Genomic DNA, 15,203 nt, shown 5'->3' on the forward strand with positions numbered 1-15,203 from the left:
GCCCTACGTGGCAGGATGGAAATTATGCGTTGGTTGACTGCCGGTGAATCCCATGGCCCGGCTCTGATGGGAATTATTGAGGGCGTCCCCGCCGGTGTCGAAATCACCAGCGGGCACATCGCTGACTCCCTGGCCCGCCGCCGGCTCGGATACGGACGCGGCGCCCGGATGAAATTCGAGCAGGACGTCGTCACCATCACCGGCGGCGTACGGCACGGCCGCACCCAGGGCGGCCCCGTTGCCATCCAGGTGGGCAACACCGAATGGCCCAAATGGGAGCAGATCATGTCTGCCGACCCCGTGGACCCCGAACTCCTCGCCGACCAGGCCCGCAACGCACCGCTGACCCGGCCCCGGCCCGGCCACGCAGACTTCACCGGCATGCAGAAGTACGGCTTCGACGAGGCGCGTCCGGTGCTGGAGCGGGCCAGCGCCCGCGAAACCGCCACCCGGGTTGCCCTGGGCACGGTGGCCGCGCGCTTCCTCCACCACCTCGGCATCGAGCTTGTCAGCCACACCGTGTCCATCGCCAGCGTCACCGTTCCGGAGGGCCGGCCGCTGCCCGTTCCGTCTGACGTCATCGCCCTGGACACCGACCCGCTGCGCTGCTTCGACCGCGAAACCTCCGACGCCATGGTGGCCGAAGTGGACGCCGCGCACAAAGAGGGCGAAACCCTCGGCGGCGTGGTGGAAGTCCTCGCCTACGGGCTCCCGCCGGGACTGGGCAGCTACGTGCACTGGGACCGCCGGCTGGATGCCCGGCTCGCCGCAGCCCTGATGGGCATCCAGGCCATCAAGGGTGTGGAGGTCGGCGACGGCTTCCTGACCGCAGCGCGCCGTGGTTCGGCCGCCCATGACGAGATCGTCCGCGACGCCGAAGGCCGGATTGTCCGCGCCAGCAACCGTGCCGGCGGCATCGAGGGCGGCATGAGCATCGGTGACGTCCTGCGCGTGCGCGCCGCCATGAAACCCATTGCCACCGTTCCCCGGGCGCTGCGGACCATCGACGTCAGCACCGGCGAACCGGCCAAGGCCCACCACCAGCGCTCCGACGTCTGCGCGGTCCCGGCCGCCGGCGTCGTGGCCGAAGCCATGGTGGCCCTGGTCCTGGCCGAGGCTGTCATGGAAAAGTTCGGCGGTGACTCCGTGACGGAAACCGCCCGTAACATCAAGGGCTACCTGGAAAGCATCCCGGCATCCCTGGACTCGATCGGGCAGTAGTGCTCCACGGCAGCAAAACCGGACCCGCCTGCGGGCGGCCGATCGTCCTGATCGGTCCCATGGCCGTCGGCAAGTCAGCCATCGGCCAGCAGCTTGCGCAGCAGCTCGGGGTCCCGTTCATCGACACCGACGGCGTCATCGTCTCGGGCCACGGCTCCATTGCCGGCATCTTCGCCGGACGCGGTGAGCGCGCGTTCAGGGAGATCGAGGCCCGGACCGTGGCCAACGCCGTCGAAGGGGCCCAGGGCACAACCACCGTCATCTCGCTGGGTGGCGGGGCGGTGCTCGATTCCGGGACGCAGCAGCTGATCAGCCGCTGCACCGTGGTCTACCTGGAGTGCGACGCCGATACCGTGGCCGACAGGATCGCCCGGAACTCGGGCCGTCCGCTCCTGGCCGGTGACGCGATGGCCCGCTGGACAGCAATGTTTGCCACCCGGCGGCCCATCTACGAGCGGCTCGCCGACATCACCCTGGACGTCCGCCACGGCTCGATATCCGAGCTCGGTGAACGGCTGGAAGCAGCACTGCGGCATCACGCAGCTGCCAAACAGGAAGTTGAAAAGTGAACACGCAATCAACCGTCATCAAAGTGAACGGCGAAGGCGCCGGCAACAATTACGACGTTGTCGTCGGGCGCGGCCTGCTGGACGGACTTCCCGCGCTGCTCGGTGAGCGGGTCCGCCGCGTGCTGGTGATCCACCCCCGCGCGCTGCGCCTCACCGGCGACGCCGTCCGCGACGAACTCGCGGCCGCAGGCTTCACCTCGCTGACTGCGGAAATTCCGGACGCCGAGGAAGGCAAGCACATCCAGGTCGCGGCGTTCTGCTGGCAGGTCCTGGGCCAGAACGACTTCACCCGCTCCGATGCCATCGTTGCTGTCGGCGGGGGAGCGGTCACCGACCTCGCCGGCTTCGTGGCGGCCACCTGGCTGCGCGGCGTCAAGGTCATCCACATGCCCACCAGCCTCCTGGCCATGGTGGACGCCTCCGTGGGCGGCAAGACCGGTATCAATACTGCCGAAGGCAAGAACCTGGTGGGCTCCTTCCACCCGCCGGCCGCCGTGCTGGCAGACCTGGACACCCTGGACACGCTGCCGAAGAACGAGATCATCTCCGGCATGGCCGAGGTCATCAAGTGCGGCTTCATTGCCGACCCCGCCATCCTTGACCTGGTCGAAAAGGACACCGCAGCCGTGGTGGACCCCCGCTCGGACGTGCTGCGGGAACTCATCGAGCGGGCCATTGCCGTCAAGGCGAAGGTGGTCTCCGAAGACCTGAAGGAATCGGGCCTGCGGGAGATCCTCAATTACGGCCACACCCTGGGCCACGCCATCGAACTGGTGGAGCGCTACTCCTGGCGGCATGGCGCCGCCGTCTCGGTGGGCATGATGTTCGCCGCCGAGCTCGCCCGCAGCGTTGGCCGGCTCAGCGATGCCGACGCCGACCGGCACCGCAGCATCCTGGACGGACTTGGGCTCCCGGTCACCTACCGCCGGGACCGCTGGCAGGGGCTGCTGGACGGCATGCGCCGCGACAAGAAGTCCCGCGGGGACCTGCTGCGGTTCGTGGTGCTCGACGGAATCGCCAAACCGGGCATCCTGGACGTCCCGGACACCTCGCTGCTGTTCGCGGCCTACCAGGAGATCGCTTCCTGATGCAGGGCGACATCAACGGAACAGCGGACTGGCCGGAGGCAGGTTTCCCGGGCATCCGCATCAACCCCGAGACCCTGCTGCCGCAGGTGGTCAACGAGGACGCCTGCCACGCTGCCCTTGCCGCCTCCACCGACCCCGCGGACCACATTTTCGTCTTGCTTGTGGAGGGCCACCCTTCGGAGGCCGCCGAATTGCTTGCCGAAGCCCGGTTCAAGGATCCCGAATCGTTCCGGTTGCGTGTCTTCGAAGCCGAAGTGCTGCGCGTAACGCACCGCACGGACCGCGCCATTGAGCTGTTCCGGCAGCTCCTCGCCGAAGTGCACGGCACGCCCCGCGAGGCCGTGGCACTGCACTTCCTCGGCAAGGCGCAGTACACCGCCGGCCAGATTGCGGCGGCGGTGGAATCCTTCACCCGCTCCCTGGACCTGCGCGTGGCACAATCAGCCGACGCAGCGATGATCTACTCCTCAACCGTGGCCCTTCAACGGGCACGTGACGTCCTTGAGCTCGCCTGCTGAAGCGGGTCGCACGGACCCGTGAGGGGCACCCGGCATTTGCCGGTAGAATGGATGTGGGATTTTTGCGACCCCGCGATTTTTGACAAACACGAGCAGGCAGGCCGTCAGGCGTGCCCGCCCGGCATACAGCATCTGACCGCACGGCCAGACACGGAAACCAGAGGAAACCAGTGGCAACCACTAACGACATCAAGAACGGAACGGTCCTGAAGCTTGAGGGCCAGCTCTGGAACATCATCGAATTCCAGCACGTCAAGCCCGGCAAGGGCGGCGCCTTTGTCCGGACGAAGATGCGCAACGTTATGTCCGGGAAGGTTGTGGACAAGACCTTCAACGCCGGCCTCAAGATCGAGACGGCCACTGTGGACCGCCGCGACTACCAGTACCTGTACCAGGACGGTGCGGACTTCGTGTTCATGGACACTTCCGACTACGACCAGATCACCGTCTCCGGTGCGACGGTGGGCGACGCCACCAACTTCATGCTCGAGAACCAGATGGTCAACATCGCCATCCACGACGGCACCCCCCTCTACATCGAACTGCCGCCGAGCGTTGTCCTCGAAATCACCTACACCGAGCCGGGCCTGCAGGGCGACCGCTCCTCCGCGGGCACCAAGCCGGCCACCCTGGAAACGGGTTACGAGATCCAGGTCCCGCTGTTCATCGAGAACAACACCAAGGTCAAGGTGGACACCCGCGACGGCAGCTACCTGGGCCGGGTCACCGAGTAGTGAGCGCCCGCGGTAAAGCCCGCAGCAGGGCTCTGGATGTTCTTTTCGAGGCGGAGCAGCGCTCCGTTTCGGCGTTCGACGTGCTTCGCGCACGCCGGGAAAAGACCGACCAGGTAGTCAACCCTTACACGGTGGAAATCGTCGAGGGCGTGCTGTCCCAGCAGGCTGCCATCGACGAATTCCTCGAGACCTACTCACAGGGCTGGAGCCTGGAGCGCATGCCGTCGGTGGACCGGATCATCCTGCGCATCGGCACCTGGGAGCTTCTGTACAACGACGACGTTCCCGACGGTGTGGCGGTCAGCGAGGCTGTTGCGCTGGCCAAGACACTGTCCACGGACGAGTCCCCGCAGTTCATCAACGGCCTCCTGGGCCGCCTGCAGCAGCTGAAGCCCTCGCTGCTCGCATAGCTGCCTGGACACAAGCAATGAAGGTCGCGCCCCACCCGGGCGCGGCCTTCCTGCGTTAATGGTGCAGCCGCCGTAGAACCTAGTGTTGTTCGCTAGTCCGGGCCTTGAAGGCACGGGCCCGCGAACAAGACCAGGAAGCGCGGCTGACCGGGGCCGGGGAGCCGCTTACGCCGTCACCGATTCGCGGAGCGTGACGATCCTCTGCAGCTGTTGCCTCTCTTCGGCCTGGTGCAACGGTACGTCGCGTCCGCTCAGGATGCGCTGCCTGGTGTTGGCAAGGTGAGTCGCCGCCTTCAGGAATTCCTTCATCTGCCGCTTCCTGCCGGAGTTGGCTGCCCACGCCAGGGCGGTCCGCCGTCCCGCCCGGGTGGCCAGGAGTTGGACTTCGGCAGGCGTGAACCACCCTGCGGCGGAGTACTCCAGCAGCCGCTGGCGGGTGAGGCGCTTTTCGGCCACCCGCAGGAGGATGATGCCGCCCACTGCCAGCACGAAGATGGGCACCTGGACAAAGATGTAATCCAACAGGAAGCCCTGGCCCATGCTGTTCCATCGGTTGTGTAGGAACATGGCGGGCAGCAGGCCCACGAAGAAGGCTCCCACGGAGGCGCCGGTGTGCCAGCGCCGTGCGGCAAACCCCATGATGAGTCCGGTGGTGCCCGTGAAGATTGCGTGCGCGAACGGCGACATGACGCCCCGGAGGAAGAATACCTGGGCAAAGTCGCTGGCCGGGCTGGACGATTCGGCGATGGCCCTGCCGAAATAGAGGATGTTTTCGGTGAAGGCGAATCCACCGGCGATGGTGAAGGCAAAGACCACTCCGTCCACCGGTCCGTCGAAGTGCCTTCGGGCGGCCAGGAGCAGGATCAGCAGGCCCAGTGATTTGGCAAATTCCTCGACGACGGGAGCCTGGACGGTGGCCATGTAGGTCTGCAGGTCGGGCACATCCGAAAACTGGAAGGCGATGACGAAGAACGGCTGGATCAGCAGGGTCACGGCCACGGACACGGCCGCGCCCCAGGTAAACGCGAAGAACAGCAGCCGCTTGGGCTCGGGCTCCCACCGGTCGATGATGTGGACCGCCAACAGGACCACCGACAACGGGATCAAGGAGGCCACGAAACCAATCAGGAAACCCGCCGCTCCCGTGTTGGAGAGGAGGAACGGCACTACAAGGAACAGGCTCAGGAACGCCAGGGCGCTGCCGGCCACCGTCACTCCCACCAGTCCGCCGCGGGTCCGGGCGGCCCGTACGAGGTTTCCCTGCACCTGCGGTGGAACCACGGGCGCCACCGGGCTGCCCTGGTGGCCGGGCGCCGCACGGTAGTTGCCGGGCTGCACATGGCCCATCCAGCTGGGGTTGGCCCGGCCCGGAATATAACCGCCCGGCCCCCGGTAGGGATCGTCGGGTGTTCCGGGCGGGGGCTGCTGGGGATAGGTTGGCATACCCGAAAGCCTAAGCGCGCTCCGGCATGGCTCCAAGGATGGCGCCGGCCAACGAGCGGCGCGCACGTGCCGGTGTGACCATCAACGCATCGCCCACCCGCCGGGACGGCGCAGGCCGTGTGGTAATTTTGAACAGCACATGATCCTTTTTTAATTCCGTCCTGTGAGGCGGGGAAAGGGGAGACGAGCGTTGACTTCTGTCACCAGCGCACCGGTTCCAGCCAGGGTTGTCCTCAGCCAGGCGGACATCGACCGGGCCCTGACTCGTATCGCCCATGAGATCCTCGAGGCCAACAAGGGTTCCCGGGACCTTGTCCTGCTGGGGATCCCGCGCCGCGGCTACCCGCTGGCGGTCCGGCTGGCCCGGAAAATCGCCGCCGCAGACAACTCCGTTGATGCCTCCGCCATTGTCGGACAGCTCGACGTCACGATGTTCCGCGACGACCTCTCCCACCAGGGCACCCGGCCGCCGTACCCCACCCGGCTGCCCCGCACCGGGATCGACAACAAAGTGGTGGTGCTTATTGATGACGTCCTGTACTCCGGCCGCACCATCCGCGCAGCCCTGGACGCCCTCGTGGACCTCGGCCGCCCCCGCATTGTGCGGCTCGCCGTGCTGATAGACCGCGGCCACCGCGAACTGCCCATCCGGGCGGACCATGTGGGGAAGAACCTCCCCACCTCCTCAGCCGAAAAGGTCCGGGTCCGGCTCGAAGAGACGGACACCCCCGACGGCGGGGCGCCCGTCAACGAAGTCGTGATTGAGGGCGGCGCATGAAACACCTCCTGTCCACCGAGGACCTCAGCCTTTCGAACGCCATTCGCATCCTGGACACCGCCGAGGAGATGTCGGCGGTGGGGGAGCGGGAAGTGAAGAAGCTTCCGGCGCTGCGCGGACGCACGGTCGTCAACCTTTTCTTCGAAGACTCCACCCGCACCCGCATCTCCTTTGAAGCCGCGGCCAAGCGGCTCTCGGCCGACGTCATCAACTTCGCTGCCAAGGGCTCGTCGGTATCCAAGGGCGAATCCCTCAAGGACACCGCCCAGACGCTGTCCGCCATGGGCGCGGACGCCGTCGTCATCCGCCACTGGGCCTCCGGTGCACCCCACCGGCTCGCCGCGACCGACTGGATCGACGCCGCCGTCATCAACGCCGGGGACGGTACCCACGAGCACCCCACGCAGGCCCTCCTGGACGCCTTCACCATGCGCCGGCACTGGGCCCGCTTGTCCGGGACCGGCTCCGAGGGGACGGACCTGAAAGGCATGCGCGTGGCCATCGCCGGTGACGTCCTGCATTCGCGCGTCGCCCGGTCCAACGTCTGGCTGCTGCGTACCCTCGGCGCGGAGGTCACGCTGGTGGCGCCGCCCACCCTGCTGCCGGTCGGCGTCGACAAATGGCCCTGCAGCGTCAGCTACAACCTGGACGAGACGCTCTTCAACGGAGTGGACGCCGTGATGATGCTGCGCGTCCAGGGCGAACGCATGAACGCCTCGTTCTTCCCCAGCACCCGGGAATACTCACGCCGGTGGGGCTTCGACGACAACAGGCTCCGGGCCCTCGATGACCTCGGCATGACGGATACGATCATCATGCACCCCGGGCCCATGAACCGTGGCCTGGAAATCAGCGCAGCGGCCGCCGACTCACCCCGGTCCACCGTCCTGGCGCAGGTCCGCAACGGCGTGTCCGTGCGGATGGCCGCACTGTACCTGCTGCTCTCCGGGGACACCCGGGAAACAGCCATTAACCGGGCCCCGGCCTATGCCGCCGCCCAATCCAGCAAGGAGAGCAACTGATGGCAGCGAACACCGGAACCTACCTGATCCAGGGCGCCGCTGTCCTCGGCGGCGACCCCGCTGACCTGCTGATCCGCGACGGCATCATCGCCGAGATCGGTACCGGACTGTCGCCTGAAGGGCAGGACCACGGCGCCACTGTCATCGACGCCGCCGGCCTGGTGGCGCTCCCAGGGATGGTGGACGTCCACACCCACCTCCGCGAACCCGGCCGTGAAGACGCCGAGACCGTCGAGACCGGCACCCGGGCCGCTGCACTGGGCGGCTACACTGCCGTCCACGCGATGGCCAACAGCACCCCGGTAGCGGACACCGCCGGCGTCGTGGAGCAGGTCTACACGCTTGGGCAGGCGGCAGGCTGGGTGGACGTCCGCCCGGTGGGTGCCGTCACCGTCGGCCTGGCAGGGGAGCAGTTGGCTGAGCTGGGCGCCATGGCCGATTCCCGCGCCCGGGTGCGGATGTTCTCCGACGACGGCATCTGCGTCCACGATCCCGTGCTGATGCGCCGCGCCCTGGAGTACGTCAAGGCGTTCGACGGCGTCGTGGCCCAGCATGCGCAGGAGCCCCGCCTTACCGCCGGCGCACAGATGAATGAGGGCGACGTGTCGGCGGTCCTCGGCCTCACCGGCTGGCCGGCTGTCGCCGAAGAGAGCATCATCGCCCGCGACGTCCTGCTGGCACAGCACGTCGGCTCGCGGCTGCACGTGTGCCACGTCTCCACGGCGGGTTCCGTGGAGATCATCCGCTGGGCCAAGGAACGCGGCATCGACGTCACCGCCGAGGTCACCCCCCACCACCTGCTCCTCACCGACGACCTGGTGCGCAGCTACGACCCCGTCTTCAAGGTCAACCCGCCGCTGCGCACCGACGCCGACGTCCAGGCATTGCGCGCCGGCCTGGCGGACGGGACGATCGACGTGGTGGGGACCGACCATGCGCCGCACCCCAGCGAGCACAAGGAATGCGAGTGGGCGCAGGCCGCCATGGGCATGACCGGGCTGGAAACCGCCCTGTCCGTGGTGCAGCACGCCATGATCGACACCGGGCTGATGACCTGGGCCGACTTCGCCAGGGTTACGTCCACCACCGCCGCCAGGATCGGCCGCCTCACCGACCAGGGCCGGCCGATCGAGGCCGGGGAACCGGCCAACCTCATCCTGGTGGATCCGGCGGCACGCTGGACCGTCGACCCCAGCCGGATGGCAACGATGGGCCGCAACTCACCGTTCAAGGGCCGCGAACTGCCCGGCAAGGTCGTTGCCACGTTCTTCCGGGGACACCCCACGGTCCTGGACGGCGCCCTCAACACCCCGCACCCCGACGCCGCCGCAACCCCGGCTGGCGCGGCCTGATGGACACCAAGCTTCTCTCTGCGGTCGTCACCGCGGCGATCATCGCCGTCGTGCTGGTGATGATGTGGGCTGGCTGGCGCAACCGCCTGAAGCGCCAGTCCGACGTCGAACAACTGCCCCAGGTGCCCGCGGCACCCGGGGAGCCCCTCGCCGTCGCCGAGGGGCAGTACGTGGCCACTACCACCGGCGGCGACTGGCTCGACCGGGTCGCCGTGCACGGCCTCGGTATCCGCACCAACGCAACCCTTGCGGTCTACCCGCACGGCGTCATGTACGACCGGTCGGGGGCGGCTGCCCTCTACATTCCGGCTGCGTCGCTTACCGGCGTCCGGCAGGACAGCGGCATGGCGGGCAAGTTCGTGGAAAAGGACGGCCTGCTGGTGCTGGCCTGGACGCTCGGCGCACACGCGCTGGACACCGGGTTCCGCACCCGCCGCGCCGCCGACAAGGATGTTCTCTACCAGGCCCTTCAGGAATTGATTTCGTCAGCCCCCGCGGCTGGTGCCACCAGTGGAAAGTAAGACAGTGAAAGCGAATACAGTGACAGCAACCACCTCCACCCCGGCAGCGCTGGTCCTCGAAGACGGGCGCATTTTCCGCGGGACCAGCTACGGAGCCACCGGCACCGCTCTCGGCGAGGCAGTCTTCGCCACCGGTATGACCGGCTACCAGGAAACCATCACGGACCCGTCCTACGCCCGCCAGCTGGTGGTCCAGACGGCCCCGCACATCGGCAACACCGGCGTGAACAGCGAAGACGCCGAGTCGCGGCGGATCTGGGTGGCCGGCGACATCGTCCGGGACGCCGCCCGCCGGCCCTCCAACTGGCGCTCGGAGCGCTCCCTGGACGAAGAGCTGGTGGCGCAGGGAATCGTGGGTATCCAGGGCGTGGACACCCGCGCCATCACCCGGCACCTGCGCGAACACAAGACCATGCGGGCCGGCATCTTCTCCGGTGGGGCCGCCGAGGCCACGGACAAGGAACTGCTCGACGCCGTCCTGGCCAGCGCTCCCATGGAGGGCGCCCGCCTGGCGGAGGAAGTCAGCGTGGACGAGGCCTACGTCGTGGAACCGAAGGACCACGGCTGGGACGGAGAGCCCCGCTTCAGCATCGCGGCCATCGACCTCGGCATCAAGGCCATGACCCCCGTCCGGTTCGCCGAGCGCGGAGTCCGCGTCCACGTGCTGCCGGCCACCGCCACGCTCGAGGACGTCAAGGCAGTGAACCCGGACGGCTTCTTCATGTCCAACGGCCCGGGCGACCCCGCCACCGCCGATGCGCAGGTCAAGCTGCTGCGCTCAGTCCTGGACGAGAAGCTGCCGTACTTCGGCATCTGCTTCGGCAACCAGATCCTGGGCCGCGCACTGGGCTTTGGCACCTACAAGCTCCGCTACGGCCACCGCGGCATCAACCAGCCGGTCATGGACCGGCGTACCGGCAAGGTGGAAATCACCTCCCAGAACCACGGCTTTGCCGTGGACGCACCGCTCGACGGCGCCACCCAGGCTCCGGAGTCACGCTACGGCCGGGTGGAGGTCAGCCACGTCAGCCTGAACGACGACGTCGTGGAAGGCCTCGCCTGCCTGGACATCCCCGCGTTTTCCGTGCAGTACCACCCCGAGGCGGCCGCCGGCCCGCACGATGCCGCGTACCTCTTCGACCGCTTCATCGACCTGATGGAAGGCACGCGGGACGGCCGCACCGCCAACCTCTCCAAGGATCCGGTTGACTCCGCCCACTCCGCCGGCGCCGAATCGGCAACGCCGAAAAATTCCGACAACAAGACTGAGGACAAGAAGTAATGCCGAAACGTACAGATCTCAAGAGCGTCCTCGTCATTGGTTCCGGCCCGATCGTCATCGGCCAGGCCGCCGAGTTCGACTACTCCGGCACCCAGGCCCTGCGTGTCCTCAAGGAGGAGGGCCTGCGCGTCATCCTCGTGAACTCCAATCCGGCCACCATCATGACCGACCCCGAGTTCGCCGACGCCACCTACGTGGAGCCCATCACCCCTGAGGTGGTGGAGAAAATCATCGCCAAGGAGCGCCCTGACGCCGTGCTGCCCACGCTGGGCGGCCAGACCGCACTGAACACGGCCATCGCCCTGGACAAGAACGGCGTGCTGGAGAAGTACAACGTGGAGCTGATCGGGGCGAACATCGCCGCGATCGAACTCGGCGAGGACCGCGAGAAGTTCAAGGGCGTCGTGGAGCGCTGCGGCGCCGAATCCGCCCGCAGCCACATCATCCACACCATGGACGAGGCCCTCAAAGCTGCCACTGACCTGGGCTACCCCATGGTGGTCCGGCCCTCCTTCACCATGGGCGGCCTGGGCTCCGGCCTGGCCTACAACGAAGAGGACCTGCGCCGCATCGTCGGCCAGGGCCTGCAGTACAGCCCCACCAGCGAGGTGCTGCTCGAAGAGAGCATCCTCGGCTGGAAGGAATACGAGCTCGAGATGATGCGCGACAAGAACGACAACGTGGTTGTCGTCTGCTCCATCGAGAACTTCGATCCCGTCGGCGTGCACACCGGTGACTCCATCACGGTGGCGCCGGCGCTGACCCTCACCGACCGCGAGTACCAGAAGCTGCGCGACGTGGCCATCGCCGTCATCCGCGAGGTTGGCGTGGACACCGGCGGCTGCAACATCCAGTTCGCCATCGATCCCAAGACCGGCCGCGTGGTGGTCATCGAGATGAACCCGCGCGTCTCCCGCTCCTCGGCGCTGGCATCGAAGGCCACCGGCTTCGCCATTGCCAAGATCGCCACCAAGCTCTCCCTGGGCTACACCCTGGACGAGATCCCCAACGACATCACCCAGAAGACTCCTGCGTCCTTCGAGCCCACCCTCGACTACGTGGTGGTCAAGGTCCCGCGGTTCGCGTTCGAGAAGTTCCCGGCTGCGGACAACACCCTCACCACCACCATGAAGTCCGTGGGCGAAGCGATGGCCATGGGCCGCAACTTCACGGAGGCACTGCAGAAGGCCCTGCGGTCCCTGGAGCAGAAGGGCTCGCAGCTGGACTTTAGCAGCGTCCCCGAGTGGGAGGTCGCCGAACTGATCGAAAAGGCCAAGCGGCCCACCACCGAGCGCCTGCACCAGGTCCAGCGTGCCCTGCTGGGCGGCGCCACCGTGGAGCAGCTCTTCGAAGCCACCAAGATCGACCCCTGGTTCCTCGACCAGCTCGAACTCCTCAACGAGGTCTCCCGCGAGATCCGCGAGGCCGGTGCCCTGACTGCGGACATGCTCAAGCGCGCCAAGCGCCACGGCTTCTCCGACGAACAGATCGGCGCCCTGACCCACAACTCCGAGGCAGTGGTCCGTGGCGTGCGCCAGGCCCTCGGCATCCGTCCCGTCTACAAGACCGTGGACACCTGTGCCGCCGAATTCGCCGCGTACACCCCGTACCACTATTCGGCATACGACGAGGAGGACGAGGTTGCGCTGCACTCCAAGCCGTCCATCCTGATCCTCGGCTCAGGACCCAACCGCATCGGCCAGGGCATCGAGTTCGACTACTCCTGCGTGCACGCCTCCATGGCCTTGCGCAAGGCCGGCTACGAGACCGTGATGGTCAACTGCAACCCGGAGACCGTCTCCACCGACTACGACGTCTCCACCCGCCTGTACTTCGAGCCGCTGACGCTTGAGGACGTGCTGGAGGTCATCGCGGCCGAGGAACGCACCGGCGGCGTCATGGGCGTGTTCGTCCAGCTTGGCGGCCAGACCCCGCTGAAGCTCGCCCAGCAGCTCGCCGACGCCGGCGTGCCCATCCTTGGCACCTCTCCGGAAGCCATCGACCTCGCCGAGCACCGCGGCGCGTTCTCCCGCGTGCTGGACAAGGCCGGCCTCGTCTCGCCCAAGAACGGCACCGCCGTGTCCTTCGAGGACGCCAAGAAGATCGCCGACGAGATCGGCTACCCGGTGCTGGTCCGCCCGTCCTACGTGCTGGGCGGCCGCGGCATGGAGATCGTCTACGACGAGCCCAACCTGTCCCGCTACATCGCCAACGCCACCGAGATCACCCCGGACCATCCGGTCCTGATCGACCGGTTCCTCGAGGACGCCGTCGAAATCGACGTCGACGCCCTCTACGACGGCACCGACCTGTACCTGGGCGGCATCATGGAGCACATCGAGGAAGCCGGCATCCACTCCGGCGACTCCGCCTGCGTCCTGCCGCCCATCACCCTGGGGAGCAACGTCGTCGAACGCGTCCGAGTGGCGACCCGCGCCATTGCCGAGGGCGTGGGCGTGCGCGGCCTGATCAACATCCAGTTCGCGCTGGCCTCTGACGTCCTCTACGTCCTGGAGGCCAACCCCCGCGCCTCCCGCACCGTACCGTTCGTGTCCAAGGCGACCGGTGTCCAGATGGCCAAGGCCGCTGCCCTGATCGGCACCGGCGTGACCATCAACCAGCTGCGCAGCGCGTACAAGATGCTGCCGGAAACCGGTGACGGCTCCACCCTGCCGCTGGACGCCCCTGTGGCCGTCAAGGAAGCAGTGCTGCCGTTCAGCCGGTTCCGCACCCTCGAAGGCAAGGTGGTGGACTCGCTGCTCGGCCCCGAGATGCGTTCCACCGGCGAGGTCATGGGCATTGACAAGCACTTCGACACCGCCTTCGCCAAGAGCCAAGCCGGTGCCAACAACGCCCTGCCCACCGAGGGCAAGGTCTTCGTCTCCGTGGCCAACCGGGACAAGCGCTCCGTGATCATGGGCGTCAAGCGGCTCTCGGACCTCGGCTTCGAGATCGTCTCCACCGGCGGCACCGCCGATGTCCTGCGCCGCAACGGCATCCAGGCCACACCGGTCCGGAAGGTCGCCGAGGGCAGCAGTGCCGAAGGCGAAGGCACCATCGCCGACCTGATCGTGGCCGGCGAGATCGACATGGTCTTCAATACGCCTTCCGGCGGCGAAGCGCGCAGCGACGGCTATGAGCTGCGTGCCGCGGCAACGTCCATCGGCATCCCGTGCATCACCACGGTGGCCGAGTTCAATGCCGCGGTCCAGGCCATCGAGGCCATGCGGACGTACGAGTGGTCCGTCACCAGCCTGCAGGAGCACGCCGCGGCGCTGGCCGAGTCCCAGAAAGCGGCCCTGCAGCATGCCTGAGCAGGTCTCCACTCCCGGCCGGGAGCCGTTCGGCTCCCGGCTCGGCGCGGCCATGGCAGCGCGCGGCCCGCTCTGCGTCGGCATCGACCCGCACCCGGCGCTCTTGAAGAGCTGGGGGCTGGACGACGACGCGGCGGGGCTTCGGCGATTCTCGCTGACGGTCCTGGAGGCAGTGGCTTCGCTGGCTGCCGCCGTGAAGCCCCAGGTGGCACTTTACGAACGCCACGGTTCTGCCGGAATGGCGGTGCTGGAAGAGGTGCTGGCCAGCGCCCGGGACGAGTCCGTCCTCACCATCGCCGACGCCAAGCGCGGCGACATCGGATCCACCATGGCCGCCTACGCAGACGCGTGGCTTCGGGATGAGTCTCCGCTCGCGGCGGACTCCGTCACGCTGAGCCCTTACCTCGGCTTCGAATCGCTGCGGCCCGCGCTGGATCTCGCCGCGGAAACCGGGCGCGGCGTGTTCGTGCTGGCACTGACGTCCAACCCCGAGGGCGCGTCCGTGCAGCATGTGGGAGGCGCTGACTCCGTGGCCCGCAGGATCTGCGCAGCCGCGGCGGCGGAGAACTCCCGCTACACGGGATCCCTGGGCTCCGTGGGCCTCGTGGTGGGCGCCACCGTGGGAGATGCCCTGAAAAACCTCGGCCTCGACCTGCCCGCGGTCCATGGGCCCATCCTGGCGCCGGGGCTGGGCGCCCAAGGGGCCACTCCCGCCGATCTGCGGGCCACCTTCGGTGCGGCCTATCCCCAAGTCCTGGGTACCTCAAGCCGGGACATCCTTCGGACCGGCCCGGGCCTGCGGGAACTGCGGGAAGCTGCCCGGCGGACCCTCGACGGGCTGGCCGGGCAATAGCTGCCCGTTTCACCCCATCCATTGATTCGGGCAGCACCAGAGGGTAGTTTCAGGACAGGTCCAAGGGCGGCCGCCCTTGGAGCAAGTCCGGCGATCCC

At 67.5% G+C, this 15,203-nt stretch carries 14 protein-coding genes; 13 read left to right on the forward strand and 1 reads right to left on the reverse strand.

The genetic code is table 11. The features are described 5' to 3' along the window. Window positions 1–21 precede the first annotated feature (21 nt). From aroC to nusB, 6 genes are all read left to right on the forward strand, one after another. Entirely contained in the window at window positions 22–1,221 is a 1,200-nt protein-coding gene (aroC, locus tag AC2JAJ_RS17465; protein WP_486416774.1) for a chorismate synthase, read from the forward strand. Further along, a complete protein-coding gene (locus AC2JAJ_RS17470; protein WP_486415032.1) occupies window positions 1,221–1,790 on the forward strand; it encodes a shikimate kinase in 570 nt (189 codons plus the stop codon). Before aroC ends, AC2JAJ_RS17470 begins: the two co-directional genes overlap by 1 nt. Beyond that, a complete protein-coding gene (gene aroB / locus AC2JAJ_RS17475) occupies window positions 1,787–2,878 on the forward strand; it encodes a 3-dehydroquinate synthase (protein ID WP_501053224.1) in 1,092 nt (363 codons plus the stop codon). Before AC2JAJ_RS17470 ends, aroB begins: the two co-directional genes overlap by 4 nt. Continuing rightward, window positions 2,878–3,396: a tetratricopeptide repeat protein gene (locus tag AC2JAJ_RS17480; protein WP_221384863.1), complete on the forward strand. Its 519-nt coding sequence runs from the start codon at window positions 2,878–2,880 to the stop codon at window positions 3,394–3,396. Before aroB ends, AC2JAJ_RS17480 begins: the two co-directional genes overlap by 1 nt. Before the next feature lie 170 nt (window positions 3,397–3,566). Continuing rightward, complete coding sequence (efp, locus tag AC2JAJ_RS17485) at window positions 3,567–4,130, forward strand: elongation factor P (protein ID WP_141941547.1); 564 nt, start codon at window positions 3,567–3,569, stop codon at window positions 4,128–4,130. Next, the gene (nusB, locus tag AC2JAJ_RS17490; RefSeq protein ID WP_221384865.1) at window positions 4,130–4,540 is read left to right on the forward strand and encodes a transcription antitermination factor NusB; all 411 of its coding nucleotides are present in this window, start codon (window positions 4,130–4,132) and stop codon (window positions 4,538–4,540) included. The genes efp and nusB overlap by 1 nt, the downstream gene beginning before the upstream one ends. A 165-nt stretch (window positions 4,541–4,705) precedes the next feature. Here the strand turns inward: nusB and AC2JAJ_RS17495 are convergent, their stop codons facing one another. After that, complete coding sequence (locus AC2JAJ_RS17495) at window positions 4,706–5,983, reverse strand: PrsW family intramembrane metalloprotease (RefSeq protein WP_486415031.1); 1,278 nt, start codon at window positions 5,981–5,983, stop codon at window positions 4,706–4,708. A 190-nt stretch (window positions 5,984–6,173) separates the two neighbouring features. Here AC2JAJ_RS17495 and pyrR point away from each other — a divergent pair, with 190 nt between their 5' ends. From pyrR to pyrF, 7 genes are read left to right on the forward strand one after another with little or no spacing between them, the layout of a single operon-like run. After that, window positions 6,174–6,761 (forward strand): bifunctional pyr operon transcriptional regulator/uracil phosphoribosyltransferase PyrR, encoded by a 588-nt coding sequence (pyrR, locus tag AC2JAJ_RS17500; RefSeq protein ID WP_221384870.1) that lies wholly within the window; start codon window positions 6,174–6,176, stop codon window positions 6,759–6,761. After that, window positions 6,758–7,783 carry an aspartate carbamoyltransferase catalytic subunit gene (locus tag AC2JAJ_RS17505; RefSeq protein ID WP_486415030.1) on the forward strand — a complete coding sequence of 342 codons (1,026 nt, stop codon included), beginning with the start codon at window positions 6,758–6,760 and terminating at the stop codon, window positions 7,781–7,783. The genes pyrR and AC2JAJ_RS17505 overlap by 4 nt, the downstream gene beginning before the upstream one ends. Beyond that, complete coding sequence (locus AC2JAJ_RS17510; protein ID WP_473697141.1) at window positions 7,783–9,135, forward strand: dihydroorotase; 1,353 nt, start codon at window positions 7,783–7,785, stop codon at window positions 9,133–9,135. Before AC2JAJ_RS17505 ends, AC2JAJ_RS17510 begins: the two co-directional genes overlap by 1 nt. Further along, window positions 9,135–9,656, forward strand: coding sequence for a PH-like domain-containing protein (locus AC2JAJ_RS17515; protein WP_486415029.1), 522 nt, complete (start codon window positions 9,135–9,137; stop codon window positions 9,654–9,656). Before AC2JAJ_RS17510 ends, AC2JAJ_RS17515 begins: the two co-directional genes overlap by 1 nt. Continuing rightward, entirely contained in the window at window positions 9,637–10,938 is a 1,302-nt protein-coding gene (carA, locus tag AC2JAJ_RS17520; RefSeq protein WP_486415028.1) for a glutamine-hydrolyzing carbamoyl-phosphate synthase small subunit, read from the forward strand. The genes AC2JAJ_RS17515 and carA overlap by 20 nt, the downstream gene beginning before the upstream one ends. Then, entirely contained in the window at window positions 10,938–14,252 is a 3,315-nt protein-coding gene (gene carB / locus AC2JAJ_RS17525) for a carbamoyl-phosphate synthase large subunit (protein ID WP_486415027.1), read from the forward strand. Before carA ends, carB begins: the two co-directional genes overlap by 1 nt. Then, window positions 14,245–15,105: an orotidine-5'-phosphate decarboxylase gene (gene pyrF, locus AC2JAJ_RS17530; RefSeq protein WP_486415026.1), complete on the forward strand. Its 861-nt coding sequence runs from the start codon at window positions 14,245–14,247 to the stop codon at window positions 15,103–15,105. Before carB ends, pyrF begins: the two co-directional genes overlap by 8 nt. Window positions 15,106–15,203 lie beyond the last annotated feature (98 nt).

Source organism: Arthrobacter sp. MOO21, assembly GCF_057369995.2.

Excerpts from the sequence above, each read along its gene's own strand:
- pyrF (WP_486415026.1), top strand. The coding sequence starts at position 14,245 with ATGCCTGAGCAGGTCTCCACTCCCGGCCGGGAGCCGTTCGGCTCCCGG.
- carB (WP_486415027.1), top strand. The coding sequence starts at position 10,938 with ATGCCGAAACGTACAGATCTCAAGAGCGTCCTCGTCATTGGTTCCGGC.
- AC2JAJ_RS17495 (WP_486415031.1), bottom strand. The coding sequence starts at position 5,983 with ATGCCAACCTATCCCCAGCAGCCCCCGCCCGGAACACCCGACGATCCC.
- AC2JAJ_RS17480 (WP_221384863.1), top strand. The coding sequence starts at position 2,878 with ATGCAGGGCGACATCAACGGAACAGCGGACTGGCCGGAGGCAGGTTTC.
- AC2JAJ_RS17510 (WP_473697141.1), top strand. The coding sequence starts at position 7,783 with ATGGCAGCGAACACCGGAACCTACCTGATCCAGGGCGCCGCTGTCCTC.
- AC2JAJ_RS17505 (WP_486415030.1), top strand. The coding sequence starts at position 6,758 with ATGAAACACCTCCTGTCCACCGAGGACCTCAGCCTTTCGAACGCCATT.
- AC2JAJ_RS17515 (WP_486415029.1), top strand. The coding sequence starts at position 9,135 with ATGGACACCAAGCTTCTCTCTGCGGTCGTCACCGCGGCGATCATCGCC.